The organism is Nonomuraea sp. ATR24, from assembly GCF_041950485.1.
Lineage (GTDB): Bacteria > Actinomycetota > Actinomycetes > Streptosporangiales > Streptosporangiaceae > Nonomuraea > Nonomuraea ceibae.
In genome coordinates this window covers 214,974-240,019 of record NZ_JBGNUU010000003.1, presented here as the reverse complement: position 1 = coordinate 240,019, position 25,046 = coordinate 214,974, and the positions used below count along the sequence as shown (strand labels likewise).

28 protein-coding genes, 2 tRNA genes and 1 pseudogene are annotated in these 25,046 nt (G+C 69.0%); 13 read left to right on the top strand and 18 right to left on the bottom strand.

Features of this window, described 5'->3' with window-relative positions:
* Positions 1-87 precede the first annotated feature (87 nt).
* Positions 88-1,755 carry a TROVE domain-containing protein gene (locus tag ACBI99_RS08810; protein ID WP_375072053.1) on the bottom strand — a complete coding sequence of 556 codons (1,668 nt, stop codon included), beginning with the start codon at positions 1,753-1,755 and terminating at the stop codon, positions 88-90.
* Positions 1,756-2,024: 269 nt separating this feature from the next.
* A tRNA-OTHER gene (locus ACBI99_RS08805) sits at positions 2,025-2,097 on the bottom strand.
* A 498-nt stretch (positions 2,098-2,595) separates the two neighbouring features.
* Between ACBI99_RS08805 and ACBI99_RS08800 the strand changes: the two genes are divergently transcribed.
* The gene (locus ACBI99_RS08800; RefSeq protein WP_375072052.1) at positions 2,596-3,120 is read left to right on the top strand and encodes a GNAT family N-acetyltransferase; all 525 of its coding nucleotides are present in this window, start codon (positions 2,596-2,598) and stop codon (positions 3,118-3,120) included.
* 90 nt (positions 3,121-3,210) lie between these two features.
* On the opposite strand, the gene ACBI99_RS08795 is transcribed toward ACBI99_RS08800, so the two are convergent.
* From ACBI99_RS08795 to ACBI99_RS08780, 4 genes and pseudogenes are all read right to left on the bottom strand, one after another.
* Positions 3,211-3,531 carry a hypothetical protein gene (locus tag ACBI99_RS08795; protein WP_375072051.1) on the bottom strand — a complete coding sequence of 107 codons (321 nt, stop codon included), beginning with the start codon at positions 3,529-3,531 and terminating at the stop codon, positions 3,211-3,213.
* Positions 3,532-3,667: 136 nt separating this feature from the next.
* Positions 3,668-3,886 (bottom strand): DUF6011 domain-containing protein, encoded by a 219-nt coding sequence (locus tag ACBI99_RS08790; RefSeq protein ID WP_219511683.1) that lies wholly within the window; start codon positions 3,884-3,886, stop codon positions 3,668-3,670.
* A complete protein-coding gene (locus ACBI99_RS08785; protein WP_375072050.1) occupies positions 3,886-4,302 on the bottom strand; it encodes a hypothetical protein in 417 nt (138 codons plus the stop codon). Before ACBI99_RS08785 ends, ACBI99_RS08790 begins: the two co-directional genes overlap by 1 nt.
* A gap of 50 nt (positions 4,303-4,352) precedes the next feature.
* A pseudogene (locus ACBI99_RS08780) lies at positions 4,353-4,451 on the bottom strand (IS5/IS1182 family transposase); the annotation flags it as partial.
* 410 nt (positions 4,452-4,861) lie between these two features.
* Here ACBI99_RS08780 and ACBI99_RS08775 point away from each other — a divergent pair.
* From ACBI99_RS08775 to ACBI99_RS08760, 4 genes are all read left to right on the top strand, one after another.
* Entirely contained in the window at positions 4,862-5,359 is a 498-nt protein-coding gene (locus ACBI99_RS08775) for a DUF4240 domain-containing protein (protein ID WP_375072049.1), read from the top strand.
* Between the two features lie 344 nt (positions 5,360-5,703).
* Positions 5,704-6,276: a DUF4352 domain-containing protein gene (locus tag ACBI99_RS08770; RefSeq protein ID WP_375072048.1), complete on the top strand. Its 573-nt coding sequence runs from the start codon at positions 5,704-5,706 to the stop codon at positions 6,274-6,276.
* A gap of 380 nt (positions 6,277-6,656) precedes the next feature.
* Positions 6,657-6,845, top strand: coding sequence for a hypothetical protein (locus tag ACBI99_RS08765; RefSeq protein ID WP_375072047.1), 189 nt, complete (start codon positions 6,657-6,659; stop codon positions 6,843-6,845).
* 417 nt (positions 6,846-7,262) lie between these two features.
* Entirely contained in the window at positions 7,263-7,790 is a 528-nt protein-coding gene (locus ACBI99_RS08760; RefSeq protein ID WP_375072046.1) for an SMI1/KNR4 family protein, read from the top strand.
* Positions 7,791-7,865: 75 nt separating this feature from the next.
* Here the strand turns inward: ACBI99_RS08760 and ACBI99_RS08755 are convergent, their stop codons facing one another.
* From ACBI99_RS08755 to ACBI99_RS08715, 9 genes are all read right to left on the bottom strand, one after another.
* Positions 7,866-8,498 (bottom strand): DUF6461 domain-containing protein, encoded by a 633-nt coding sequence (locus ACBI99_RS08755; protein WP_375072045.1) that lies wholly within the window; start codon positions 8,496-8,498, stop codon positions 7,866-7,868.
* Between the two features lie 142 nt (positions 8,499-8,640).
* The gene (locus ACBI99_RS08750) at positions 8,641-9,165 is read right to left on the bottom strand and encodes a DUF6461 domain-containing protein (RefSeq protein ID WP_375072044.1); all 525 of its coding nucleotides are present in this window, start codon (positions 9,163-9,165) and stop codon (positions 8,641-8,643) included.
* 313 nt (positions 9,166-9,478) lie between these two features.
* Positions 9,479-9,553 (bottom strand) — tRNA-Val (locus tag ACBI99_RS08745).
* A gap of 18 nt (positions 9,554-9,571) precedes the next feature.
* Positions 9,572-10,522, bottom strand: coding sequence for an ROK family protein (locus ACBI99_RS08740; RefSeq protein WP_308126175.1), 951 nt, complete (start codon positions 10,520-10,522; stop codon positions 9,572-9,574).
* Between the two features lie 51 nt (positions 10,523-10,573).
* The gene (locus ACBI99_RS08735) at positions 10,574-10,894 is read right to left on the bottom strand and encodes a hypothetical protein (RefSeq protein ID WP_219517455.1); all 321 of its coding nucleotides are present in this window, start codon (positions 10,892-10,894) and stop codon (positions 10,574-10,576) included.
* 11 nt (positions 10,895-10,905) lie between these two features.
* Positions 10,906-11,361, bottom strand: a complete 456-nt coding sequence (locus tag ACBI99_RS08730) for a peroxiredoxin (RefSeq protein WP_357587406.1) — start codon at positions 11,359-11,361, stop codon at positions 10,906-10,908.
* Between the two features lie 49 nt (positions 11,362-11,410).
* Positions 11,411-11,842, bottom strand: a complete 432-nt coding sequence (locus tag ACBI99_RS08725) for a DUF3052 domain-containing protein (RefSeq protein ID WP_219517457.1) — start codon at positions 11,840-11,842, stop codon at positions 11,411-11,413.
* Positions 11,843-11,959: 117 nt separating this feature from the next.
* Positions 11,960-12,367, bottom strand: a complete 408-nt coding sequence (locus tag ACBI99_RS08720; protein ID WP_219517458.1) for a secondary thiamine-phosphate synthase enzyme YjbQ — start codon at positions 12,365-12,367, stop codon at positions 11,960-11,962.
* A 9-nt stretch (positions 12,368-12,376) separates the two neighbouring features.
* Complete coding sequence (locus tag ACBI99_RS08715; RefSeq protein WP_219517460.1) at positions 12,377-12,559, bottom strand: DUF1918 domain-containing protein; 183 nt, start codon at positions 12,557-12,559, stop codon at positions 12,377-12,379.
* A 443-nt stretch (positions 12,560-13,002) separates the two neighbouring features.
* On the opposite strand from ACBI99_RS08715, the gene aceE reads away from it, so the two are divergent.
* Positions 13,003-15,750 (top strand): pyruvate dehydrogenase (acetyl-transferring), homodimeric type, encoded by a 2,748-nt coding sequence (gene aceE, locus ACBI99_RS08710; RefSeq protein ID WP_375072043.1) that lies wholly within the window; start codon positions 13,003-13,005, stop codon positions 15,748-15,750.
* Between the two features lie 109 nt (positions 15,751-15,859).
* Positions 15,860-17,356 carry an alpha/beta hydrolase gene (locus ACBI99_RS08705; RefSeq protein WP_357587410.1) on the top strand — a complete coding sequence of 499 codons (1,497 nt, stop codon included), beginning with the start codon at positions 15,860-15,862 and terminating at the stop codon, positions 17,354-17,356.
* Between the two features lie 136 nt (positions 17,357-17,492).
* Here ACBI99_RS08705 and ACBI99_RS08700 read toward each other — a convergent pair whose 3' ends face one another.
* The 3 genes from ACBI99_RS08700 to ACBI99_RS08690 all read right to left on the bottom strand — a co-directional run bounded on the left by ACBI99_RS08700 (position 17,493) and on the right by ACBI99_RS08690 (position 19,760).
* Positions 17,493-17,855 (bottom strand): VOC family protein, encoded by a 363-nt coding sequence (locus ACBI99_RS08700; protein WP_219517465.1) that lies wholly within the window; start codon positions 17,853-17,855, stop codon positions 17,493-17,495.
* Positions 17,856-17,946: 91 nt separating this feature from the next.
* Positions 17,947-18,672, bottom strand: coding sequence for a YafY family protein (locus tag ACBI99_RS08695; RefSeq protein ID WP_357587412.1), 726 nt, complete (start codon positions 18,670-18,672; stop codon positions 17,947-17,949).
* Between the two features lie 68 nt (positions 18,673-18,740).
* Positions 18,741-19,760 carry a PHP domain-containing protein gene (locus ACBI99_RS08690; protein WP_357587414.1) on the bottom strand — a complete coding sequence of 340 codons (1,020 nt, stop codon included), beginning with the start codon at positions 19,758-19,760 and terminating at the stop codon, positions 18,741-18,743.
* Positions 19,761-19,869: 109 nt separating this feature from the next.
* Here ACBI99_RS08690 and ACBI99_RS08685 point away from each other — a divergent pair, with 109 nt between their 5' ends.
* The 6 genes from ACBI99_RS08685 (at position 19,870) to ACBI99_RS08660 (ending at position 24,991) form a co-directional block, all read left to right on the top strand.
* On the top strand, positions 19,870-20,256 hold the full coding sequence (locus tag ACBI99_RS08685; RefSeq protein ID WP_219517471.1) for a hypothetical protein: 387 nt from the start codon (positions 19,870-19,872) through the stop codon (positions 20,254-20,256).
* Positions 20,257-20,259: 3 nt separating this feature from the next.
* On the top strand, positions 20,260-21,402 hold the full coding sequence (locus tag ACBI99_RS08680) for a glutathionylspermidine synthase family protein (protein ID WP_357587416.1): 1,143 nt from the start codon (positions 20,260-20,262) through the stop codon (positions 21,400-21,402).
* Positions 21,403-21,404: 2 nt separating this feature from the next.
* Positions 21,405-21,842 carry a DUF350 domain-containing protein gene (locus ACBI99_RS08675; RefSeq protein ID WP_375072042.1) on the top strand — a complete coding sequence of 146 codons (438 nt, stop codon included), beginning with the start codon at positions 21,405-21,407 and terminating at the stop codon, positions 21,840-21,842.
* 71 nt (positions 21,843-21,913) lie between these two features.
* Positions 21,914-23,038, top strand: a complete 1,125-nt coding sequence (locus tag ACBI99_RS08670) for a CdaR family transcriptional regulator (protein WP_219517489.1) — start codon at positions 21,914-21,916, stop codon at positions 23,036-23,038.
* A gap of 103 nt (positions 23,039-23,141) precedes the next feature.
* On the top strand, positions 23,142-24,038 hold the full coding sequence (locus tag ACBI99_RS08665; RefSeq protein WP_219517475.1) for an ACP S-malonyltransferase: 897 nt from the start codon (positions 23,142-23,144) through the stop codon (positions 24,036-24,038).
* Complete coding sequence (locus ACBI99_RS08660) at positions 24,035-24,991, top strand: beta-ketoacyl-ACP synthase III (RefSeq protein ID WP_375072041.1); 957 nt, start codon at positions 24,035-24,037, stop codon at positions 24,989-24,991. The genes ACBI99_RS08665 and ACBI99_RS08660 overlap by 4 nt, the downstream gene beginning before the upstream one ends.
* Positions 24,992-25,046: the final 55 nt, after the last annotated feature.

Below are 25,046 nucleotides of genomic sequence, written 5' to 3'. Positions count from 1 at the left end.
GGGGCCGCTATACTTCCCCTATATCGCCGCCCGCCCGGCCGACGCGCCCCTTCAGGCCGGGCAGGCCCGGCCTGACTCCTGGCCCGGCTACCGCGTGCGGACGAACCCGTTCACGATCAGCGGCAGCGACGCGTCCAGCCCGGCCACGTTCAGCACGCCGTCGTCGCCCGGGTCGCCGATCGAGTGCCCGGTGGAGGTCATCGCCGCGACGACGACCCGCGCGTCCGGGTTGACCGTACGCCGGTAGGCGGCCAGCGCCTGCGCCGGGTGGGACCGCCCCGCCCACGTCTCGTTGTCCGTGAACACGACGATCCCGTCGGCGTGGAACCCCTTGCGGGCCGCCCACGTGAACGGCAGCGACAGGTCCGTGCCGCCGCCGGACGGCTGCCAGCGGGCGATCTCGCGCAGGTTGGTGCGCGGCGTCACCTTGGACCCGCGCACCCTCGTGTCGACGTCGATGACGTGGACGTTGCCCTTCTCGACGCGGGACAGCATGACGGCCATCGCGCAGCCGACCTCGTACGGCGAGCCGACCGGCGAGCCTCCGACGCGGACGCCGTCGCCCCAGGCCATCGACCCGGACGAGTCCACCGCGACCAGCAGCCGCTTCCCGGACGGCTCGACCGTGCCGAAGGCGAGCTCGTACGTCTGCTCCAGCGCGTCCAGGATCGCCGGGACCGGCTTCCACGTGTGCCGGACGGCGCGCGGGTTCGGCTGCGCCTGGCCGGAGGCGTAGACGCGCAATGCCAGCCAGGCGTCCATCGGGTGGATGCGGGCACGCGTGATCGCCTCCCGGTCCGTCAGCCGCGCCACGGCGCGGGCGGTGCCGTCGCCGAGCGGCTCCAGCGCGCCGATCCGCGTCATGCGGGCCAGGTTCCGGATCAGCGCGGTCAGGCCGACCGTGTCGATCAGCGCCTCCCACACCGAGGGCTCACGCAGCATCGCGTCCGGCAGGAACTCCCACGGCGCCCGCGCCGCCGTCACCACCCGGACCGCCTCGGCCGGCGTGGTGACGGCCTTCGCGGTCAAGAACCGGTCGACGGCGGGCAGCTCGTCACGCGCCTCGTCGTCGGACACGTTCCCGGCGATCCACCCGAACAACGTCTTACGCTGCTCGTCGTCGGCCACCGGGTGCGCGATCCGGAGGACGTCGCGCAGGTCCAGGCTCTCGCCCTGCGGCGTCCTGCGCTGCCGGGCCTTGCACGCCCGGAACGCCACGTCGTCCGGCGACCCGGCCAGGAACCAGGAGCCGAGCGCCGTCCGCAGCGAACGCCCCACCCTGGGGGCGGTGCCGCGGGCGGTCGGCTTGCCGCCGAGGTTCTTGTAGTAGCCGAAGAACTTCGCCAGATGATCCGTGGTGCGCGCGACCTTCGCCAACGCCGCCTTCGCCGCCTGGCGCGTGTCCGCGTCCCCCTTCGCGTACGCCGCGGCGAGAGCGAACAGCGCCGGGCCCTGCTTCGGCGCCCGCGGCGGCCGCGCCGTCGAGATCTCGGTGAGCAGGGCGACGACGCGCGGCCCGTCCTCGGCGATCGCCTGGAACAGCACGCCCGCGTTCTCGGCGGTCAGCTGGTCCTCGCCCACGTAGTACGTGCCGCCCGTGGTGCCGAGGATCAGGAAGTCCTCCACGCGCGTCCACAGGTCCTTGGCGAACACGTAGCCGCCGGCGGCGTTGCGCACCTGGTCGGCGCGGCCCGGCATCGGCAGGGTCTGCGGAGTGGCGATCGTCGAGACGTTCGCGAGAGGGTCACGTGCCATCGTGCGCTCCTTCGATTCGACCCGCCCGGGGGCGGACATGAGAAAAGGGAGCGGATGTGGTGGTGACCGCCGGGTTAGACAGATGCGCTGTCCAGGCTGCGCCACCTCCCGACGAGCCGGGAGGGCAGGATTCGAACCTGCGACCCTCTGTTCCCGATAACCGACGACCTTCGACCCGCTCCCCTCGCTCGTCAGCCCCGTCGGTGGCGCGGATGTGGAGGGACTGACCGGCTTAAGACGTGCTAGGCCGCTGCACCACACCGCCCGAGGGGCGGCGCCGGGATTCGAACCCGGGTCTCCGCTTTGAAGAGCGATAACCGATCAGATTCGACCCGCGCCACCGACGGGACTGACGAGCGATCAGGTCTGGAACCGGCACGGATATGGGCGTGCCCGCCGGTATTGGCGCTCTGCCGACTGAGCTACCGAGACCGGAGCCTCGGGCAGGACTCGAACCTGCGACAACCCCATGAGAAGTGGATAACCGACAAGCTTCGACCCGTACCAGCACCAGACCTGACCAGCTCATGAGCCCCGGAAAAGGCGCCGCATTCGATCCTGCGCTTTCGGGCCTCATGAACTGCCTCCACCGTAGCGGGAGGCATGATGAGTCACACCTGATTTTCGGACGAGTCACCAAATGTCAGCCAAGCAAGATTCACGGCCCAATCAGGGAGCAGCAGCGATCGCCCCCAGCCACAGACGGCGGCCGGCTACAGCCAGGAGATCCCGACCCGCGGGCTCACACAAGCGGTCACCAGGAATCCCGCTCGATAACCATGTACTCTCTCGATCTCGTGGGCCTGTGCCCCAAATGATCCATGGTGAATGGAGCGGCTCGTGCTGACCGGCGACCTTGTACGGCTACGCCCCCTTGAACCCTCCGACGCCGAGGTGATGTGGCGTTGGAATCATGACCCCGAGGTCGGGCGCTGGATGTTCGGCAGCTATCCGGAGTCGCTCGCACAGATCACCAAACGCTTCGAGGAACTCCCCCGCAACTCCTATGCCAGTGTCTTCTTCGGCGTCGAACCGCTCGACAAAAGCCAGTTGATCGGCTCAGTACGCCTCCGCGACGCCGAACCCGAGACCGGCGCTGCCGAACTCGACCTTCGGATCGGCGACAAAGAGTATTGGGGCCGCGGCTACGCCACCGACACCGCGAGAGTGATCTGCCGATACGGCTTCGCGGAAATGCGCCTCCACAGGATCCGGCTCACCGTGGTCGCGGAGAACACCGCCGCCATCCGCGTCTACGAAAAGGCCGGCTTCATCGTGGAGGGCCGCGAACGAGAAGCCTTCCGCCGGAACGGCACGTGGCACGACATGGTCATCATGGGCCTGCTGGAGGGCGAGCTGCGCTGACCGGACACCCGAATCGCCAGACACGCCCGGCAGAAGAACGGCGGCAGCATCATGGTCGGCGGGCGGGCAGCGGGATGGACCGTATTCGTCTCACCCGCGGACGACCTGCCAGAACCACCAGGCGAGAACCCCGATCCCCACGACGGCCAGCACGCCGGCGAGAATCGGCATCTCGTACTGGAGAAGCATCGGGAGGCCCACGGCGCACCCCATGGCGACACCGATGACGACGCCTTTCGTGCTCATCGGCTCTTCGGCCCACGGCGGTGTGTCCGCCTGCCGCATGTCCGCCTGATGGCCGATGTGCTCTGCTGCCTGTTGCGGCAGGGGCTCCCACAGCGTGCCGCAGTCAGGGCAGCGCCACCGCTCGCCAATGGCCGAACCGGAGCAGGTGCACTGGTGGTCGGTCACGGCGTCGTCCCTCCGCAGGTGCCGCACGGCCGCCAGCCCTCCGCCACGGCCTCGCTCAGTTCTCCGGACTCGATCGGCTCCTGGCCACAGCCACTCTTCTGGGGCGGCGTCCACTCTCCGGGATGCCGTTCCAGGATCACCCTTCCTCCAACAGGTCGATCTGCCCTTCGACAGCCCATCCTCGCGGCACTCCGGTGATCCGCAACGGCTTCCGGGGAGCCAGCCCCAGCTTGGAAGCACAGCCCGGCCCCAACCCCAACGCGCGGGACTCCGGGGTCCTGAGGGTGTGCTTGCAGGCCGCACATTTGGCCACGTGATCGAGGGCGGCAGGCTCGGTGAGATCGAGAAGGTTCATCAGAACCGGCCCCCAGCCACCTGCAGCACGGTCAACCCGAGCCGCCGCCACATCACGACCACGGACGCCCGGTCGTCGATCACCCCGGCGATCCGGAGGTGAGCGAAATGCCGCTCGTAGATCTCCCGCTTCACGACCGTGTCAGCCCGGTTGTCTCCGTTGCCTCGCATCCACAGCCCTTCCGTGTCGTCCCAGTAGCCGACATGGGCGCACAGCCACTTCTCCGTCTGGCGCCGGCACCTCTCCTTCCTACCGGACACGTAGGCGATGCGGTGTTCGTCACGCAGCAGCGCTTGAACGATCGCGACGACGGGCGGGTTCGGCTGGTCCTCACCCACCCGATCCCACTCGTACGGTCCGCGATCGCCGCGTAACGCGAGTGTGCCGTCGATGTCCACAAGCCAGAGGCTGTTCACGCCCCCTCCTCCACCCCAGTGTCTCGCAACCCCACCAACTCGTACGCGACGCTGCTCAGGGCATCGATCAGGCCAATCATCCGGGTGGCGGTCACGTCATGGACGGCACCCGACGGAGCAGGTGAGACCCACATCAGCCGTCCCCCAGGACCCGTTCTCATTCGCCACTTCTCCACGCCAATCCCATCGCGGTCTACGCCGTCGACGAAAAGCGCACCGGCCACTGTCCATACAGTGACGGAGATGGTCACTCGTATTGTTCCTAGCGCCTATCTTCCTGTCGGCAGGATGCGCCGTGGCAGGTTCGTGGCTGCCGCTCAGGGCGACGACCTCCCACGCCTTAAGCCTGGCTGCCCACAGAGTCCCGCTTGTCTCATCGATCCAGCGCATCGTCATCCGGCGGACGATGAGGCGGCACCCCTTTTCGGACCCACCAGTTCTGTCATCGGCATGTGCCACGATCATCACTATGGACATCGACGAGTTCTGGCACCTGATCGAGCGATCCGCACAACATCGTCCGAACGAAGCGCGTCTGCAATGGCTGCAATAGGAGCTCATGCGACGGCCCGTCGAGGACATCATCGACTTTGAGTCATGGATTCTCGAAGCTCGGCGCAAGGCCAACACCAACCTGCTGGGAGGCGCGTCCAACATCTTATATCTGACAGGCAGTAGCGACAGCTTCGAGTATTTCCAGATGTGGCTGGTCGGCCTCGGCCGTGAAACCTTCGAAAAGGTCACCGCCGACCCGGACACGCTTTCGGACGTGCCCGAGGTCCAGCACTTTCTCACCATGCAGCGAGACCGGATCCCCCGCACCGATGACGACTGGCCGCAACTGGAAGAACTCGCCTATGTGGCTCCGATCGCCTGGGAGGAGGTGACGGGCACGGATACCCAAGCCCTGTACGACGTTCTTGAAGCTCGCGGTGAGACGTTCGAGGGAGTGTTTCATTCAACGGACGAGGAGTGGGACCCTCAAGACAAGGAAGAGGCCGCCCGAAGGGTACCGCGAAGTTACCGTTTCATCCGCGAGTTCTACGGCCGCACCTAGATACCGGCATTCTCCATCGGCGGGAAGCGGACCCACTACCGTTCCTGGCCGCTTTCGCCCACCGGGGCGCCCTGCCGCCGCCGAGCTGCGTGTCCACATCAGGACACGCACATCCCCTCAGCCACGGCAACCAAGCAGGAGGCTGGAACGTCCCAATCCCTACCCCCCGTTCTCTTCTTTCGTGATTCGGAGCCCCTGCGATGTCGCAGCCATACGGGCAAGACCCTTACGGATACAGGCCGCAGCAGCCGACGTACCCTCCACAGCAGGGTTACGGCTACCCACCCGGCCCGCCTCCGAGGAAGAAGAGCAGCGCCCCGCTGATCCTGCTGATCATCGGCGTGGTGCTGGTGTTCGTGTTCGGCGGCTGTGCGGTGCTCATCGCCGCGGCTACCGGTGGGGGCAGCAGCGCCCCGACGACGGTGGTGGCCGACCGCGAACCCGCCGACGAAGACCAAGCACCGGAACCGGAATCCGATGCCGCACAAGCGGAAGCGAAGCCGGAAGCCAAGCCGAAGATCGCAGGGATCGGCTCACGGGTACGAGACGGGAAGTTCGAGTTCACCGTCACCAGGCTGGAGAAGCGGGACCGGGTCGGCGGCGAATTCCTCAGCAAGGACGCACAAGGCGTGTTCCTGCTCGTCCACGTCAAGGTGACGAACATCGGCGATGAGTCGGAGTCGTTCATGGGCGCCGAGCAGAAGCTGTTCGACGCAAAGGGCCGCGAATTCGAAGCGTCCTCAGAGGCAGCCTTTTACCTGGATGACTCGAAGTCGCTCTACGAAAAGATCAACCCTGGCAACTCGGTGGACGGCGTGGTGCTGTTCGACATCCCGAAAAATGTGAAACCTGTCTCGATCGAGCTTCACGATTCGATCTTCTCAGACGGAGTGAAAGTGTCCCTGGCGGGCTCATGACCGCCACGAAGGGCCTCGAGAAAGCACCAGAAGGCTCAAGCTCCCACTCCGCGCATCCATAGCCCTCTACACGCCGGCACCAGTTTCACCGTCGCCCCGGCGCGAGCCGCGCAGATCTCGCGCAGCGCCGGGGCCACATCATGGGCGGGTCCGCGCCACGCCGCCCGTGTACGGCTCCGCTTTCCTGCCTGGCATGACGCCCGGCCTCCGGGCTCTGGCGGCATCCTGGACGAGGCGGGAAGATCAGAGTCCTCGCCGAACACGACAGTCCGCTTAGGTCGTGTTCGCGATCCTGCGGGAGCGGAGTCCCCTGGGGTCGGCAACAGCATGTCGGACTCGATGTTGTTCGCTCCCTGAGCCTCAGGCATGATCGGCTCACCATGACTGACACGTTCGCCGCCGTCTTCATCGCCATCGCCTGGGTTGTACTCGCGGCCTTGATCCAGAACTCCGGCAAGAAGCCCCGGGCATCGAAACCGGGCAGCGCTCTCGGCTCGATGGCCTACGCGGGGCTTGTCGTCGGCGCGTTTCTCCTCGCCTACCTGGCCCTCACGGACGGTTTCCGCTAGACGCAGGGACTTGGCGATCCACCGAGTCCGCGAGATGCCCGCCCGACCGCCGCTCTTCGGCGACGAGACCGACCCCCAGGCCGCATCCCGTGGGCGCCTCGCTTGTAAGCGGCCTTGATCCCCGATCCCAGGTTGCGGCCACCCTCACACCGCTGACCGCCCCCTACCGCTTCAGAGCCTGGCTAATGGCACGGTGATCATGCCGATCACCTGCCATTCAATCAAGCTGGCGGGCACAACAGATCGATGACCTGAATGTGCTCAAGGTCTTGGCCAGCGGGTTTCGGATAAGGCTCTTCCGGATTGGCCCTGTCACGGTAGGCGAGCTCGCCAGAGGGATGGATGCCGACCCCGGCCAGTGAGGCATCACCTGCGGCATCGGATGACATGTCAGATCTGATCGCTATGGTCTCCGCCATGAGCGACACCGACAACGCATGGCGTGAACTCCTTGGGCAGGCACCGGGGTTCCCGGCGATAGGCGCAAGCGAGGCCGAAATCGCCGAGCGGGAGGAACGTCTTGGTATACGCCTCCCGCCGACTTATCGCGCGTTCCTCCGCATCGCGAACGGGTGGGGCGAGGGAATCTTCCGGCCTGTCCACGAAATCGGGCGGGTGCGAACCCTCGCCCCATGGCTGGCCGAACTGGCGGACCCCAATCCTCCCTACCCGATCGACAGCGCATCGGATGAGGACTACTTCGTCTACGGCGACGACCAGGATTCCGTGTTCTACCGCCCCGAATATCTCCCCGACTCCATCCTGATCGGACAGTTCGACGAGGGCGACTTCTTCCTCAACCCGCACGTCATCAGCCCGGCGGGAGAATGGGAAGCATGCTTCGCGGCCGCGTGGCTGCCGGGAGTCGAGCGCCATCGCAGCTTCTTCGACCTTGTGGCCAGTGACATGGACAGATTCAAGGACTTCCAACCCGATGCGAGCTGATCATTGCGGACTCACCGCCTTGACGGTGGGCCAAACCCGGTAGCCACCCGCAGCGCCAGTGCACACCCCTCGTGATCATTGACTGATGGCGCCGGCAAGCAGGGGCTCGTCGAGGACGCTGGGGGTGAACACCACGCCCGTGATCTTGGCTGCCAGCAAGAACGCGCGCGAAATCCTGTTCGTGTACATGTCATCCCACGTCGCCTCCCATGCCTCCTCATCCAGCTTCTCCGGAGGCAAGCCGGTTTCACGCATGAGCTCGTTGATCCGGTCCGGGTCTCCGCCCCACCGGGTGCCTGGCGAGTGCGGCGTGAAGGTGGTGACGACCTCGCCATCCGCCGCGTACACGAAGCTGTCCTCCGCATGATCGTGCCGTGCCACCGCCACCACCTCACATCCCCGAGACAGCCCGGTCAGCCGATCGGCCAGCACCGCCTGGAAACCCCGCAGTTCGACGGCCACGCCCCACTCACCGGCCTGGACGACCCCGACATAGTCGTCGTCAGTCATTCCTATGGCCTCCCAGACCTCCCCAGCGAGTTCATGGAAGGTCATCTCTCGCCCTGGGCGTCCGACCCCGAAGCGGCGCAGCACCTCAGCAGGTTCGAGCCTGCGAAAGAAGGATACGCAGAAGATCTCGCCAAGCAGATCGTCATGTTCCCCTGGAAGGGCTTCCAACCAACGGAACGGGGCAAGCGGATCGGCCACCGTAACCCTCCTTCGATGGTTTCTCAGCGCATGGCCGTTGCTCTCAAGAAAGGGCCTTCTACATACGACAGACCGATCTCTCGCCACGATGAGCTGCGTGATCATTACATACATTGCACGGCAGGTCGCTGGATCGGGACCTTCAGTCGATCGACCCCACGACGGGCTCCGCCCCATAGTGAGCCGGTGTCAGGGTGACTCCCGTGGCCCGTGCAGCCAGCGCAATGGCTAGAGCGGTGGAAGTCCGCGAGTCGGCCTCTCCGTCCAGCGGCATGCCAAGCTCTCGCATATGAGCCAGCAAGCGGTCAGGATCGCTGCCGTGCCGATCGCCGGGGAAGAACGGCTCGAATGCCGTGACCATCACTCCATCGACGGAGTAGCCGAAGTGCTCGTCCATGGTGATGCCTGTAACGACCCGTGCTATCTCCGTACCGTGGGAGAGGGTCTCTGGGAGCGGCTGGCAATGGTAGTCAATCAGGACCGCTCCTCCGTCTCCCGCGTAGGCGGCGACGCCCACCTCGCGGGAAATGTCACCGGGAGTGGCGCCGACCCGGTGCAATGCCTCCTCAGGAGACAGGCCCCGCACGAACGTCACGCCGATCAGGTCGCTGTCCTTTTGACACTCCTCGATGAACCAGGCGTAAGCCATTGGCGATGCGCCGCCCATTACTTTTCCCCCTTCGCCCCAGCCTCGACAATGATCCTTTTCGGGGACAGGCTATGGGCGACAGCCGTCACCTCGACAGGGGCAGCCGGGCGCGCCGCCCCTTCCTGAGTTGGCGCCTGTGCCTCCGACTGCCTCGGCTCGGGCACGGACCGCGACAACACTGCAAGAGCACCAGGAAGATCGGCTTCCCAGGGCTGCACTTCCACGATCTCCGGCACACCGGAAACACGATGACGCCAAGATCAACCCGATTTGATGGCACGCTCATGGCACGAAGCCCCGTTTCCATGATCGGAAACGGGGCTCCTTCTGCTGGTGGGCGGTACTGGGTTCGAACCAGTGACCCCTCGCTTGTAAGGCGAGTGCTCTACCGCTGAGCTAACCGCCCCCTGATCGGCACTACACCTTACGACACCAACGGAGCCGATCGCACCTCCACGTCCCATCCGGCGCCCAGGTCCGGGCGGCCGGCGGCGCGCCAGCCGAGGAGGGCGGCGCCGAGCATGCCGGCGTCGACACCCAGGGCGGCCGGCAGCAGCGGCGGGGCGTCGCGGAACGTGAGGCGCTTGACGAGACGCGTACGAACCGGATCGAACAGGGCGGGTCCCGCCTCGGCCAGGCCGCCGCCGAGGACGATCATCGAGGGGTCCAGCAGGAGCGTGTACGTGGCCAGCGCCAGGGAGAGGGCTTCGACGGCGTCGTCCCAGACCTCGATGGCGACGGGGTCGTCGGAGGCGACGACCTGTTCGGCGCGTACGCCTTCGACGCCGGCGCGCTGGCTGTAGCGGCGGCCGACGGAGGCGGCGGAGGCGTAGGTCTCCAGGCAGCCGAGCTGGCCGCAGGCGCACTGTTCGCCGTCGGGGAAGACGGGGATGTGGCCGATCTCGCCGCCCCAGCCGGACGCGCCGCCGTACGGCTCGCCGTGGATGATCATGGCGCCGGCGATGCCGGTGCCGATGGGGAGGAAGAGGAAGTCGGGCACGCCGCGCCCGGCGCCGAGGACGCTTTCGGCGAGGCCGCCGGTGCGGACGTCGTGGCCGAGGATGACGGGCACGTCGAGTTCGGTGAAGTCGGTGGCGGGGACCTCGCTCCAGCCAAGGTTGGCGGCGTAGAGGGCCGTGTCCTCGGAGACCAGGCCGGGGACGGCCAGGCCGACGCCCGCGGGCGTGCCGTCGCCGGAGGCGGCGAGGTGGCTGATGAAGGCGCGGATGGCGGCGACGACCGCCTCGGGCCCTTCGGCGCGCGGGGTGGAGCGGCGCTCGCTCAGCAGCACGGTGCCGGTCTCGCTGACCAGGCCGCCCTTCATGGACGTGCCACCGACGTCCAGCGCGACGACGAACGAACTAGTTGAGGACACGAAACGGAACGATAGCGCAGCTCAGCAAATGTCTGGAAAAGTCCTGCAAGATCAGGCGCGTCCGAGCACCCGGTTGAGCGCCGCCTCGACCTCGGCGGAGAGCCCGGGCGGAGCGCCGGAGCCGATCAGCGCCTCGGGGTCGACCAGGGCGCGGGCGGTGCGGACGGCGCCGCAGGAACGGCACTCGACCTCGCCGAGCCGGCAGATCATCGACGTGGACCCGCAGGAGCCGCACGATTCCAGGTCGAGGTCGTGCAGGCGTTGACAGTCCGGGCAGATGAGCACCTGCCGTTCCCGGCGCACCGCGCGCTTCCAGGGGCTGGCCCCGCGGACGGGGTCGGTCTGCCGGGCCCCGCAGCGGTAGCAGGGCATCGTTTCCTCCGTTACGAGATGTCGGCGAGCGCCTTGGCGTAGTCGGCGACGTCACGCGCCTCACCGGCCGGATTGACCACCGACCAGCGGATCACGCCCTCGCCGTCGATGACGAAGGTGCCCCGCCGCGCGACGCCCTTCGTCTCGTCGAACACACCGTACGCCCGCGCCACCTGTCCATGTGGCCAGAAATCGGAGAGCAGGGGAAAAACGTAACCCTCCTGGTCCGCCCAGGCACGATGCGTGAACATCGAGTCGACCGAGACGGTGAGGATCTGCGCGTCACCCGCGGCGAAGTCACGCAGATCGGACAGCTCGCGGTGGCACACGCCGCTGAACGCCAGCGGGTAGAAGACCAGCACGACCTTCCTGCCCCGGAACTGAGAAAGCCTCACCGGAGTGCCGTGCTGGTCCCGCAGCTCGAATTCGGGAGCCGGGGCGCCGACCCCGGCAGGATGCCCGTTCACGGTTCCATCCTGCCGTACGGCTGGCGTCCGCGCTCCTGTCGTCAGGCTCCTACCGCCGGCCCTTCGGGGCGACGAGCCTGGTCCCCGACCAGTCGGGGGCCGCGGAGATGCTGCTGGTCTGCGATAGACCGGCCGTAGTGGCATCCTCCCCGATGTCGCTCGGCTCCACGTGGCCCTCGCGCCCGGCCTTCGGAGTCAGCAACCAGATCTGGCCACCGTCGGCGAGTGCTCGCATGGCATCGCCGCTCAGGACGTCGAACAGGTCCCCGTCGCCGTCGCGCCACCACAGCAGCACCACGTCGACGACGTCGTCGGTGTCTTCGTCCAGCAGTTCGTTGCCGGTCAGGTCCTCGATGGAATCGCGAAGCTCGTCATCGACGTCCTCATCCCAGCCGATCTCCTGCACCACCTGACCCGGCTTGAGGCCGAGTCGTTCGGCCAGGCCGCGCTCGCCCTGCGCCTGACCCGCGGTCGCGCTCACGTTTATCCCTCCTGCTTGAGTGGCCCCGCATATGCGGTTTATCGCTTCGGGACAGTCCACACGCTGTGACCCTCAGTCGTCAACGGTCGCCACGGGTACGGCCCTACTCGGCCAGAATCAATCAGACAAAAACGACAGCCGAACCTGGCGTTGCGGGTTGTCGACATTCAGGTCCACCAGCGCGATGGACTGCCAGGTGCCCAGCGCCAATCTGCCGCCCAGCACGGGGACCGTGACGTACGGCGGAATGAACGCGGGCATCACGTGTGACCTGCCGTGACCGCGCGAGCCGTGGGCGTGGCGCCACCGGTCGTCGGCCGGCAGCAGGTCACGCAGCGCGGACAGCAGGTCGTCGTCGCTGCCGGAGCCGAGCTCCAGCAGCGCCACGCCGGCCGTCGCGTGCGGGACGAAGACGTGCAGCAGCCCGTCGTCACCCCGCGCGCGGACGAATTCGGCGCATTCCCCGGTGATGTCGTGCACCGTCTCGCGTGAACCCGTGGCCACGGAGATGAGTTCTGATCTCACAGGGAAATTCTACTGAGGCACAATGACGGCATCAGGGCCGGGAAACACCAGCCCGGTGTGCCCGTCGTCGAAGCGCACGATGTACGGAGGGCCGCCGTCGGCGCCCTGGACCTCGATGATCACTCCGCTCCGGTCCCTTTCGCCAACGGTGTTCCCGTGCACGAGGAGCCGGTCTCCTACCGTCGCATTCATAGCTACAGCCTCGTACGGACGCGGCCGTACGAAAAGAGGGCGGCGGCCGGAGCGGCGCGACAACGGCCGCAATCATGACCGAACCGTTACCTGAGAGTTCGCTGAGAACGCCCGGAAGAGAGGCGCCGGAGGGTCCCGGATGCCTGCCGTTAGACTCCGCGCGGCGCTTGCCCCCTCCCCGGGAGTGACGCGGCCACCCCGCCGGGGGATACTCAGGGGCGCAAGGCAAAAATTTGTAGCTTTTCCCGTCTTGTTAAAATGCGGGACGGATGTAACCTATGCGGTTGATTCGTCCTACCATCGGTGGTCTAGGCCACCAGTAGTACCCCTGCCAGCCGCGACACCCTGGTTACCGGTGAGTAGAGATGCACTTTCTACGCCGAGCGACCAGGATGGAAAGCGACCCAGACCAGACATCAGTCATCCTCGGAAGGCGAGACCCAGTGGCTTCCGGACGCCAGCGTTTCTCGATCATCAGCGACGGCCTACCCAGCCAGCTGCCTGATGTCGATCCCAGTGAGACCAACGAGTGGCTCGAGTCCCTCGACAACGTCGTCAAGACGGAGGGCCGCACCAGAGCCCGCTACCTGATGCTCCGCATGCTGGAGCGGGCGCGCGAGCACCAGGTCGGCGTGCCGGGCCTGCGCAGCACCGACTACATCAACACGATCCCGCCGGAGCGCGAGCCCTGGTTCCCCGGCGACGAGCACGTCGAGCGGCGCATCCGGGCCTACATCCGCTGGAACGCGGCGGTCATGGTCTCGCGCGCCAACGCCCGCACCAACGTGGGCGGCCACATCGCCACCTACGCCTCGGCCGCCTCCCTGTACGAGGTCGGCTTCAACCACTTCTTCCGCGGCAAGGACCACGGCGAGTCGGGCGACCAGGTCTTCTTCCAGGGTCACGCCGCGCCGGGCATCTACGCCCGCGCCTTCCTGGAGGGCCGCCTCAACGAGGCCCAGCTCGACGCCTTCCGCCAGGAGCTGTCGCACGGCTTCCACGGCCTGCCCTCCTACCCGCATCCGCGGCTCATGCCTGACTTCTGGGAGTTCCCCACGGTCTCGATGGGTCTGGGGCCGATCGGGGCGATCTACCAGGCGCGGTTCAACCGCTACCTGCTCAACCGCCAGATCAAGGACACCAGCCGCAGCCACGTATGGGCGTTCCTGGGCGACGGCGAGATGGACGAGCCCGAGTCGCTCGGCGCCATCGGCGTGGCCGCGCGCGAGGAGCTCGACAACCTCACCTTCGTCATCAACTGCAACCTGCAGCGGCTCGACGGCCCGGTGCGCGGCAACGGCAAGATCATCCAGGAGCTGGAGTCCTACTTCCGCGGCGCCGGCTGGAATGTCATCAAGGTCGTCTGGGGCCGCGACTGGGACCCGCTGCTCGCGGCCGACGTCGACGGCGTGCTCGTCAACCAGATGAACACCACCCCCGACGGCCAGTTCCAGACCTACTCGGTCGAGTCGGGCGGCTACATCCGGGAGAACTTCTTCGGCGGCGACCCGCGCCTGCGCAAGATGGTCGAGCACCTGACCGACGACGACATCCGCAAGCTGTCGCGCGGCGGGCACGACTACCACAAGGTCTACGCGGCGTTCAAGGCCGCGCGCGAGCACGTCGGCCAGCCGACGGTCATCCTGGCCCAGACCATCAAGGGCTGGACGCTCGGCAAGGACTTCGAGGCGCGCAACGCCACCCACCAGATGAAGAAGCTCACCAAGGCCGAGCTCAAGGAGTTCCGCGACCGGCTCTACCTGCCGATCCCGGACTCGGCGCTGGAAGGCGACCTGCCGCCGTACTTCCACCCGGGCGAGGACGACCCCGAGATCGCGTACATGAAGGAGCGCCGCGCCGCGCTCGGCGGCGTGCTGCCCAAGCGCGTCGTGCGCGCCAAGCCGGTCAAGCTGCCCGGCGACGCCGCCTACCAGACGTTCGCCAAGGGCTCGGGCAAGCAGCAGGTCGCCACCACGATGGCGTTCGTGCGGCTGCTCAAGGACCTCATGCGCGACAAGGAGATCGGCCACCGGTTCGTGCCGATCATCCCCGACGAGGCCCGTACGTTCGGCCTCGACGCGATGTTCCCCACGGCGAAGATCTACTCGCCGCACGGCCAGACGTACGAGGCCGTCGACAGGGAGCTGCTGCTGTCGTACAAGGAGTCGGTGCAGGGCCAGATCCTGCACGAGGGCATCAGCGAGTCGGGCTCGATGGCCTCGGCGATCGCCGTCGGCACCTCGTACGCCACGCACGGCGAGCACATGATCCCGATCTACATCTTCTACTCGATGTTCGGCTGGCAGCGCACCGGCGACCAGATGTGGCAGATGGCCGACCAGATGACGCGAGGCTTCCTGCTGGGCGCCACCGCCGGCCGCACCACGCTCAACGGCGAGGGCCTGCAGCACGAGGACGGCCACACGCCGCTCATCGCCTCGACCAACCCGGCGGCGATCTCCTACGACCCGTCGTGGGCGTTCGAGGTCGCGCACATCGTCAAGGACGGCCTGCGGCGCATGTACGGCGAGCAGCCGGAGGACGTGTTCTACTACCTGACCGTCTACAACGAGCCCTACCTGCAGCCTGCCCAGCCCGAAGGCATCGACGTGGAAGGCCTGCTCAAGGGCCTCTACAAGTTCGCCGAGGGGCCGCAGACGCAGGGGCCGAAGGCCAACATCCTGTCCTCCGGCGTGGCGGGCCCGTGGGCGATGGAGGCCCAGCGGCTGCTGGCCGAGGAGTGGGGCGTGTCGGCCGACGTGTGGTCGGCGACGTCCTGGACCGAGCTGCGCCGCGACGCGCTCGCGTGCGAGGAGCACAACCTGCTCAACCCCGACGCCGAGCAGCGCGTCCCGTACGTGACGCAGGTGCTGTCGCAGGCGCAGGGCCCGTTCGTGGGCGTCAGCGACTACATGAAGGCCGTCCAGGACCAGATCGCGCAGTGGGTGCCGGGTGACTGGTCCTCGCTGGGCACCGACGGGTTCGGCCTGTCCGACACGCGCTCGGCGCTGCGCCGCCACTTCCACGTCGACGCCGCCTCGATCACGCTGGCCGTGCTGACCAGCCTGGTCAAGCGGGGTGAGCTCGACGGCGAGGTGCTGCGCGAGGCGATCGCCCGCTACCACCTGAAGAACGGCGTGACCGAGGCCGGTGGCGCCGAGAGCAACGACACCCAGTCGATGGGCGTCTGAGACGACCCGGACGGGCGGGACGGCACGACCGTGCCGTCCCGCCCGTTCCGGTGGGCCGTCACGTATTGTGGGCACTACTTCCCCCTGAGCTGACGAGGGGAAATGTCGCATGCGCCGCGTACTGGCCGCCGCAGTCCTGGCCGCCGCAACCACGGGTTGTGTGAGCACGGCCAAGCCCGCCACCGATGTGATTCCGGAGACTGACAAGATCGCGTGGGGCCCGTGCACGGACGTGGCCCGCCCCGACGGCGAACCGCCCGTCGAGAAGGACGCGACGGTCCGGTGCGGCAAGCTGAGCGTCCCGCTGAACTACTCCGACCCCGGCGGGGAGAAGATCGACCTGGCGCTGATCAAGCTCGCGGCGACCGACCAGAAGAAGCGGATCGGGTCGCTGCTGTTCAACTTCGGCGGCCCCGGCGCCTCCGGCGTCGACACGCTCGACCAGGCGGGCAAGGCGCTCGGCGCGCTGCGCGCCCGCTACGACCTGATCAGCTTCGACCCGCGCGGCGTCGAGCGCAGCTCGGGCGTGCGCTGCGGCGGCACCGCCGACCTCGACCGCTTCACCTCGCTCGACACGCTGCCCGCCAACGCGCAGACCCGCGCCGAGATCGACGCGGCCAACCGGCGCTTCGCCGAGCTCTGCGCGCGCGACTCCGGCAAGATCCTGCCGTACGTCGGCACCGCCAACGCCGCCCGCGACATGGACCGCATCCGCACCGCCCTCGGCGACGAGAAGCTCAACTACGTCGGCATGTCCTACGGCACCCAGCTCGGCGCCGTGTACGCCACGCAGTTCCCGGAGAACGTGGGCCGGATGGTGCTCGACGCGCCGCTGGACCCGACGGTCACCTTCGAGGAGCGCACGCTGGCCCAGACCAAGGGCTTCCAGAAGTCGTACGAGGCCTTCCTGAAGGACTGCGTGAAGGACACCTGCGAGGTCGGCGCCGACGTCGCCACCGCGGGCGCGAACGTCGAGAAGCTGATGAACGACCTGGCCGCCAAGCCGATGAAGGTCTACCACCGCCAGCTCACGCAGGGGCTGGCCGCCACCGGCGTCGCCGCCGCCCTCTACTCGGAGCTGACGTGGCCGTTCCTGGAGAGCGCGCTGGGCCAGGCGCTCAAGGGCAACGGGGCGGCGCTGCTCTACCTGGCCGACACCTACACCGGCCGCGGCGAGGACGGCTCCTACACCACGCAGACGACCAGCTTCCCGGCGATCACCTGCGTCGACACGGCCGAACGCCCCGACGCGGCCACGCTGCGGCGCACCGAGACGGCCTCGCTGAAGATCTCGCCGCTGTTCGGCGGCGCGGGCTCGGGCGCGCTGTGCGACGTGTGGCCGGTCAAGGGCAGCGACGAAGCCAGGAAGGTCGACGCCACCGGCTCGGCGCCGATCCTCGTGGTCGGCGGCAAGAACGACCCCGCCACCCCGTACGAGTGGGCGCCCAAGCTGACCAGGCAGCTCAGGACCGCCACGCTGGTCACCTACGAGGGCGAGGGGCACGGCGCCTACCTGTCGGGCAGCAAGTGCGTCGCCGAGCTGGTGAACGGCTACCTGCTCAAGGGCAAGGTGCCCGAGCGTGGCGCCTCCTGCCCGGCGGCCTGACGCTTCGGGCCCTGGACGCGCCGCCACTCGGCGGTCGGCGGCGTGTCCAGGGCAGGGGTGGCCGCTCGCGGGAGCGGCCCGCGCGGGACCGGGACGCGGGGAAGGCGGCACCCGGCCCGCGACGATCAGGGGCGGCTCACGCGCGGGGCCGGTAGACGCCGAAGACGCTGCCCGACCGGTCGCGCACGTAGGCGAAGTCGGTGCCCGGGGCGTCGCCGACCACCTTCGTCAGCACCTTGCCGCCCAGCTCCTCGCCGCGCCGGCAGGTCTCCGCCACGTCGGCCACCTGCACGTGGAAGACCGCGTGCGCCGGGAACTCGCCCTTGGTGCCGAACAGGCCGCCGACGGGCTCACCGCCCGGGTAGCGGATCAACCGGTAGTCCATCGAGCCGTCGCCCTCCCGGGCGAAGGTCCAGCCGAACAGCTCGCCGTAGAAGCGCTCGGCGCCCTCCGGGTCGTCGGTGGCCACCTCGAACCAGTTGACCGTGTTGTCAGCCATCGCCGTCTCCTCCATCACTTTCGAACAAGACAACGATCTAACGCGATGGCGACAACCCTATGTCGGTGTTTCCTCTTGACTTTTCGAGCATTCAATCGAGTACGGTGCCGTGCACGAGCATGTCGGGGACGTCGGTGGCATAGCCCTCCAGCGGCCGGTCGGGGCAGCGCTCGGCGGTGACGGAGGCGGCGGCGATGCGGTCGAGCCGGAAGACGCGCACGTCGTCACGGAGCCGGCACCACGCCACCAGATACCAGAACCCGCCTCGGCCGCCCAGAAACACGCCGGGCTCGACGTCGCGCGAGGTCAGCGCGCCCTTGGCGTCGGCGTAGTCGAGCCGGAGCACCCGGCGGCGCAGCAGCGCCTCCTCGATGGCGCGGGAGATGCCCTCGCCGCCCATCGGCCGGGCGCCGCCCGGCTCGGCGGGCTCGGTGACGTGCACCACCCGTCGCGCCAGCTCCCTGGCCAGCTCGCCCTCGCGGCCGGGCATGGCGGCGACGACCTTGCGTAACGCGCTGCGGGCCTGCCGGCCGAACGGCTGGTCGCCGGCCCGGCTGAGCGCCACCGCGATGGCCACCGCCTCGGCCGGGGTGAAGTTGAGCGGTGGCAGGGACATCTTCCTGTCGATCGCGTAGCCGCCCTTGCGCCCCGTCTCGGCGTAGATCGGCACCCCGGACTCCTGCAGGGCGGTGATGTCGCGCTCGATCGTGCGCACGCTCACCTCGAACCTGCCGGCCAGCTCGCGGGCCGAGCGGCAGCGGGGCGAGATGGCGCGCAGGTCCTCGACGAGCGCGTAGAGCCGGTCGGTACGGTTCACACCCGCGACGCTACGCGCGGACACCGACAATCCCGAGCGCACCGGGGTTTCGGGTGTCCGGAAGGGGGTCAGCGGGCCCAGTCGAGCAGTTCGTCCACCGGCCAGGTGTTGACGATCCGGCCGGCCTCGATCCCGCACCTGGCCGCCCGCTCGCAGCCGAAGCGCTGCCAGTCGAGCTGGCCGGGCGCGTGCGCGTCGGAGTTGATCGCGAACACGCACCCCTGCTCGTACGCCTGGCGCAGCAGCCGCTTGGGCGGGTCGAGCCGGTCGGGCCGCGAGTTGATCTCGACGGCGACCCCGAACCGCCGGCACGCCTCGAAGACCAGGTCGGCCTCGAACTCCGACTCCGGCCTGCGCGAGCCGCGCGCTCCCCCGGCCTGCACGACCCGGCCGGTGCAGTGGCCGAGCACGTCCACGAGCGGGTTGGCGACGGCCGTCACCATCCGGCGGGTCATCTCGGAGCTGGGCAGGCGCAGCTTGGAGTGCACGCTGGCGACCACCACGTCGAGCCGTTCCAGCAGCTCCGGCTCCTGGTCGAGGCTGCCGTCGAGGTTGATGTCGACCTCGATGCCCGTCAGGATGCGGAACGGCGCCAGCCGCTCGTTGAGCGCCTCCACCACGTCGAGCTGCTCGCGCAGCCGCGCCGCCGGCAGCCCGCGGGCGACGGTCAGCCGCGGCGAGTGGTCGGTCAGCGCCAGGTAGGCGTGGCCCAGCGATTCGGCCGCCTCGGCCATCTCCTCGATCGGCGATCCGCCGTCGGACCAGTCGGAATGGCTGTGCAGGTCGCCCTTGAGCGCCGCGCGCAACGCCGCCGTCTCGTCGTCGAGGTCGGCCCCCTCCGTGGCGCGCAACCGGCGCAGATAGGTCGGGACCTGACCGGCCAGCGCCTCGGTGACGACCAGCGCGGTCACCTTGCCGATGCCGGGCAGCTCGGCCAGACCGCCCGACTCCGCGCGCCGTACGAGCTCTTCGCGGGGCAGGTCGGCGACGACGGAGGCGGCGCGGCGGAAGGCGCGCACGCGGTAGGCGGGCTCGCCCGCCCGCTCCAGCAGGAAGGCGATTTCCCGGAACGCTTCGACCGGTTCCATACGTTCATCCATATCAAAAGCGGCAACGGGCCAGGTCACCGTCGGATCACGGGCGATTGAAGGCCGGCCGGAACCCCCGCTAGGCTGTGCGACCCACGAAGGAGCCCGATTGCCCCCCAAGCCGCCCCCACCGAAACAGCGCTCGTCGAAAGCGATCACCCTGACCGTCATCGGCGTCGTGTCCGTCATGGTGGTCGGCTACTGCGCGGCGACGCAGGACGACGACGAGGTCACCGCCGACTGCGTCGACACCAGCCAGCAGCTCCCCGACGGCTCCTACCCGGTCGTGGACGAGGACTACTGCGACGACGACCACCACTCCCACTACTACGCCGGGCCGCGGGGCGCCTACCACTGGTACTACGGCGGCGTCCGCAACGGCACCCGCGTGCGCGGCGGCACCACGCTGCGCCCCTCCGACGTCACCATCTCCACCCGCACCGGGCGCGAGATCCAGCGCGGCGGCTTCGGCAGCGGCCGCAGCAGCGGGAGCTGACCGGTGCGACGCGAGCAGGGCGCTCCCCGCGACGGCTGGGACAAGACGATCGAGAGCCAGGGCCTGGCCTACCACCGCGCGGCCCACCCCGAGGGGCTGAGCAGGCCCTACTGGGACGAGTCGGTCCACTACGTGTTCTCCATGGACGAGGTCGAGTCGCTGGAGGAGCAGGTCGAGGAGCTGCACGGGATGTGCCTCCAGGCCGCCGAGCACGTGGTCTCCACCGGCCGCCTGGCCGACCTGGCCATCCCGGAGTGGGCGGCCGACGACGTGGCGCGCTCGTGGGAGCGGCGCGACGCCCACCTCTACGGCCGCTTCGACCTGCGCTACGACGGCACCGGGCCGGCCAAGCTGCTGGAGTACAACGCCGACACGCCGACCTCGCTGCTGGAGTCATCGGTGATCCAGTGGTTCTGGCTGCAGGACACCCACCCCGGCGGCGACCAGTGGAACTCCGTGCACGAGCGGCTCATCGACCGCTGGCGCGCGATGCCGCTGCCGCCCGGCCCCACCCACTTCGCCTGGACCAACGGCGACGAGACGGGCGAGGAGGCCATGACGCTGGCCTACCTCCAGGAGACCGCCGAGCAGGCCGGGCTGGAGACCGTGGCCGTCGCCATGGAGGACATCGGCTGGGACTCGCTCAACCGGTGCTTCGTCGACGTCGAGGAGCGCAGGATCCGCTCGGCCTTCAAGCTCTACCCGTGGGAGTGGATGCTCGCCGAGCCGTTCGGCCGCCACGCGGTGCGCCACGCGACGTGGATCGAGCCGCTGTGGAAGGCTCTGCTGTCCAACAAGGCGCTGCTGGCCGTGCTGTGGGAGCTGTTCCCCGGCCATCCCAACCTGCTGCCCGCCTACCTCGACGGCCCCCGCGACCTCGGCTCGTACATCGCCAAGCCGCTGCTCGGCCGGGAGGGCGCGTCGATGCGGATCGTCACGCCGTCCGGCGGCCTGGAGACGCCCGGTTCCTATGGCCAGGAGGGGTATGTCTACCAGGGCTTCGAGGCGTTGCCGGAGTTCGGCGGCCAGCGGCCGGTCCTGGGCGCCTGGGTGGTCGCCGACGAGGCGGCCGGCCTGGGCATCCGGGAGACGACCGGCCTGATCACCGACGACACCTCTTCCTTCGTACCTCACCGAATCGAGTGACCGTGACCACCGTGTTCCTGGAACATCTCGCCCGCGGCGCGGGCTCCATCGCCTCCTACGCCGCCGTCGGCGTGATCCTGATGATCGTCGGCTTCTACGTGATCGACCTGGCGACCCCGGGCAAGCTCAGCCAGATCATCCGCACCGAGCGCAACCCGAACGCGACCCTGCTGGCCACCTCCGCGCTGGCCGCGGTCGGCCTGATCGTGGCCGCCTCCATCTGGGGCTCCGGCGGGCGGCTGGCCGAGGGGCTGGTGAGCACCGCGGTGTTCGGCCTGGTCGGCATCGCCGTGCAGACGCTGGCGATGCTGCTGTTCGACCGGGTGGTCGGCATCTCCGTGCGCGAACTGGTCAAGGAGCCTCAGCTGCAGCCGGGCGCCCGGCTCCTCGCGGTGACCCACATTGCGATCGGCCTGATAACCGCCGTCGCGGTCATCTGAAATCACCTGGCACTCTAGGAGACGTGACAGACCGGACCCGGGAGGACACCACTCGCAGGCTCGAGCGCGCGATGGGCTCGCTCGGCACGGCGGCGATGGCGCGGATGGACGACCAGTTGCCGTGGTTCCGCGCACTCAGCGCCGAGGACCGCTCCTGGGTGGGGCTGGTGGCGCAGGCGGGCATCGCCGCGTTCGTCGAGTGGTTCCAGCACGCGGGCGAGGACCGGCCCACGCCCAGCATCGAGTTCTTCGGCACCGCGCCGCGTGAGCTGAAGCGGTCGATCTCGCTGCAGCAGACGGTCGACATCGTCCGCGTCGTCGTCCAGGTGGTCGAGGCGCAGACCGACGAGCTGGCCGCGCCCGGCGGCGAGGACCAGCTCCAGCAGGCGATGCTCCGCTACACCCGGGACGTGGCGTTCGCCGCCGCGCACGTCTACGCCCGCGAGGCCGAGGCCCGGGGCTCCTGGGACGCGCGGCTGGAGGCGCTGATCGTCGACGCGCTGGTGCGCGGCGAGGTGGACGACGGGCTGCACTCCTGGGCCGCCGCGCTCGGCTGGACGTCCTCGCCGGTGGTCGTGATCGCCGGGCACGCCCCCGAGGGCGACCCGCGCGCCGTCATCGACGGGCTGCGCGAGCGGGGCCGCCGCATCGGCATGGACCTGCTCGCCGGTGTCCAGGCCGACCGGCTCATCGTGATCGTGGGCGGCGCCGAGAGCGTGAACGACGCGGCCCGGCAGGTCGTCGCCCGGTTCGGCGAGGGCCCGATCGTGATCGGCCCCGAGGTGCCCGACCTGCACGCCGCCGCGCGGTCGGCCCGGGCCGCGCTGGCCGGGCTGAAGGCCTCCTCCGGCTGGCCCGACGCGCCCCGGCCGGTGCACGCCGAGGACCTGCTGGCCGAGCGGGCGCTCGACGGCGACGAGGACGCCAGGGAGCAGCTCGTCGAGAACGTCTATCTGCCCCTCGCGGGCACCCCGCTGCTCGATACGCTGGCCACGTACCTGGAGCAGGGCACGTCGCTGGAGGCGACCGCGCGACTGCTGTTCGTCCACCCCAACACGGTCCGCTACCGGCTCAAGAAGATCACCGAGCTGACCGGCTACCAGCCGACCGAGGGCCGTTCGGCCTTCACCCTGCAGGTGGGGCTCATCCTGGGGCGCCTCGCCGACAGCGCCGCGATGTGGCGGGCCCTAACGTAATCTTCCCGAAACCCCTACTGTGGGGTTCCTACAAAACAGCCCGGACAAAGTTCGTTCAGATCTTCATCGGCGTGTCGAAGTTCTACAGGGCATGGTGGATTTCGTGCTTGTAGTCGTCGCGCCGGGCCAAGGCGCCCAAACCCCAGGTTTCCTCACCCCGTGGCTGGAGCTGCCCGGTGTGGCAGACCGGCTCGCCGCGTGGTCGGAGGTCGCCGGGCTCGACCTGATCGCGTTCGGCACCACCGCGGACGCCGACGAGATCCGCGACACCGCCGTCGCCCAGCCCCTGCTCGTGGCGGCCGCGCTGGCCAGCGCCGAGGCGCTCGGCGTGAACCCCGACCTGCTGGCCGGCCACAGCGTCGGCGAGTTCGCGACCGCCGCGCTGGCCGGGGTGATCACCCCCGAGCAGGCGCTGACGCTGGTCCGCGAGCGCGGCCGGGCGATGGCCGAGGCCGCCTCCGTCACCGAGACCGGCATGACCGCCGTGCTCGGCGGTGAGGAGCCCGACGTGCTGGCGGCCATCGACAAGCACGGCCTGACCCCCGCCAACATCAACGGCTCCGGCCAGATCGTCGCGGGCGGCACGCTGGAGCAGCTCGCCGCCTTCGCCGACGACGCCCCGGCCGGCGCCCGGCTCCGCCCGCTGGCCGTGGCCGGCGCCTTCCACACCGCGCACATGGCCCCCGCGGTCGCGCGGCTGCGCGAGGCCGCCGCCTCCGTCACCCCGGCCGACCCCACCGTGCGGCTGCTGTCCAACGCCGACGGCCAGGTCGTGACCGGCGGCGACGAGGTCATGAGCCGCCTGGTCAACCAGGTGAGCAACCCCGTGCGCTGGGACTCCTGCATGGCGACGATGGCCGAGCTGGGCGTCACCGCGATGATCGAGCTGCTGCCCGGCGGCACGCTGACCGGCCTCGCCAGGCGCGGGCTGCGCGGCGTGAAGACCGTGGCCGTCAAGACCCCCGAACATCTCGACGCCGCCAGGGAGCTGATCAAGTGAGGATCGCCGACACCGCGCCCGGCGCCAGGCTGCTGGCCCTCGGCCACTACCAGCCCGCCCGCGTCGTCACCAACGACGAGCTGGCCAGGACCATGGAGACCAACGACGAGTGGATCCAGTCCCGCGTCGGCATCAAGGAGCGCCGGGTCGCCGCCGACAGCGAGACGCTGGAGGACATGGCGGCCCAGGCGGGCGGCAAGGCGCTGGCCGCCAGCGGTCTGGCCGCCGATGACATCGACCTGGTCATCGTCGCGACCTGCACACTGGAGTCGCAGATCCCCAACGCCGCCGCGGTCGTCGCGCACCGGCTCGGCATCGACGCCCCCGGCGCCTTCGACGTCAACGCCGCCTGCGCCGGCTTCTGCTACGCGCTCGGCACCGCCGACGCCGCCATCCGCGCCGGCTCGGCCCGCAACGTGCTGGTCATCGGCGCGGAGAAGCTGTCGCAGTGGATCGACTGGACCGACCGCTCCACCGCGGTGATCTTCGCCGACGGCGCGGGCGCCGCGGTCGTCGGCCCCTCCGACACCCCCGGCATCGGCCCGGTCGTGTGGGGCAGCTCCGGCGACAAGTCCGAGGCCATCCGCATCGACGACCGCCACAGCTCGCTGCAGCAGGAGGGCCAGACGGTCTTCCGCTGGGCCACCACCGCGCTCCACCCGGTCGCCAAGCAGGCGTGCGAGCGCGCCGGCGTCGACCCGTCGGAGCTGGCCGCGTTCATCCCGCATCAGGCCAACCTGCGTATCATCGAGTCGATCGCCCGTCGGCTGCGCGCCGAGCGCGCGGTCATCGCCCGCGACATCGTCACCGCCGGCAACACCTCCGCAGCCTCCATCCCGCTCGCGCTCTCGCGCATGCTGGAGCGCGGCGAGGTCCGCTCGGGTGAGCTCGCGCTCATCCTCGGCTTCGGCGCCGGCCTGACCTACGCGGGTCAGGTCATCGAGATCCCCTAAGAAAAGCTTGTACGGCGAAGCCGTGCAGAACCAGGAAAACTAAGGAGAACCAGCG